The 1,532-nt window shown below is 44.6% G+C and carries 1 protein-coding gene; it reads right to left on the bottom strand.

All coding sequences use genetic code 11. The features are described from left to right. Positions 1 to 124: 124 nt before the first annotated feature. On the bottom strand, positions 125 to 1,336 hold the full coding sequence (locus tag AC0YNS_RS31660; protein ID WP_475784850.1) for an IS110 family RNA-guided transposase: 1,212 nt from the start codon (positions 1,334 to 1,336) through the stop codon (positions 125 to 127). Positions 1,337 to 1,532 lie beyond the last annotated feature (196 nt).

Below are 1,532 nucleotides of genomic sequence, written 5' to 3'. Positions count from 1 at the left end.
AAACCAGCTAATATCTTGTCAACATTTTTCATTAGAAGCTTGAAAAAATACTGCTATACTAGAATCTAAGCATTACAAATAACCCTCCGAATTTATATTGGAAGGTTTTTCTTTTGTTGGTTGCTTAGGCCAAATCCAAATCGATGAAAGTCTCTTTGCGCTTAAGCAATGCGAATATCCAGTGTAGTAGCTTGTTCACGCAGGCAATCATGGCGACTTTGTAGGGCTTACCTTCAGCGATCTTCTTCTCATAAAATGCCTTCATTTTCTTGCTGCCAGATCGCCGCAAGCTGCAAAGGACGGCCAAGAATAAGGTGTGTCGAAGCCTACTGGAGCCGCGTTTTGTAATCCGATTGATCGTAGCCGTGAATTTCCCCGACATATGAACGCTAGGATCTACACCAGCGAAGGCAACCAATTTCTTCGGATGATTAAACCGATCGATTTCACCGATTTCAGAAATAATCGTTGCAGCGATTTTTTCACCGATACCGGGAATCGATTGGATAATCTGATATTCTTCCAATTCATTAGCGAGGGCATCCATTTGCTTTTCCAGGGCGGTTAGATGCTCTCGATAATGAAGTAACATGCTAACGTACATTTCAAGACTAATGAGATGGCTGTGAAACGGTGCATTTCGAAAGGGATTCCGTTCAGCTGCAGCCAGCAGAGCATCCGCTTTTGACCGTGCCCAGTTCTCAGATCGGCGTATACATAAGCGTGCAATCTTCTCCGCAATATTCGTTTTCCCGGCTTTAAGAGCAGCGTCAGAAGTCGGAAATGCCATCAACGTATTTAGCGATACCGCAGAGTGTAAGTCCCCAAAAACGCCTTTATACTCAGGAAAAACTTGATCTAATACAGCCTGGAATTGCAGTTTAATCTGAATGTAGAGATCTGTGATTGCAGCGTGCTGTCTAGTTAAATTACGCAGGTTAAGCAACTGAAGACCTCTTGTTTTATGCTGCCCAAACTCTTCTTTGTAGTACAACTCACAGAGGGCATAGGCGTCTACTGCATCGGTTTTTACCTTGCGTAAACTCGATGCTTTCTTGGCCTGATAAGACAGCATCGGATTAACCACGACAAACAAGTAATTATGATCCTCCAAAAAACGAGTAACTGGAAGATGATAGTGACCTGTCGCTTCTAAGATAACCATAGGTTTTTGATCGGTTTGCTCTTCAAGGAGTCTTAAGAACGATTGAAAAGACTCTAATCCTTCACGAGTATGAGGGACGGTAAAGCTCTTTCCGTAAGGCTGACCTTTGTCTAAAAAGGCCTGGCCTTGACTTTCTCCCTTAGCAATGTCCAGCCCAACTACTGGATTCATCGTGCACATCACCTTCACTTCCTAAGATTCGCCGGTAGCCCCTAGTCCCGCTTGTAGTGTCATAGCTTCGCTTGTTATTCGGGATCGATGTCCCAACCAGCCTCAAACATGTTTCCACAAGTAGGGGGTGAACAGTTTAGCGCACGGGGTCTAGCCCCACGGGCAGTGACGTTCTACCCCGGCTACCCGTACTAAA

The organism is Paenibacillus sp. J22FR21, from assembly GCF_056269135.1.
The sequence above is the reverse complement of the archived record's forward strand: the minus strand, read 5'-3'. Positions and strand labels throughout refer to the sequence as shown.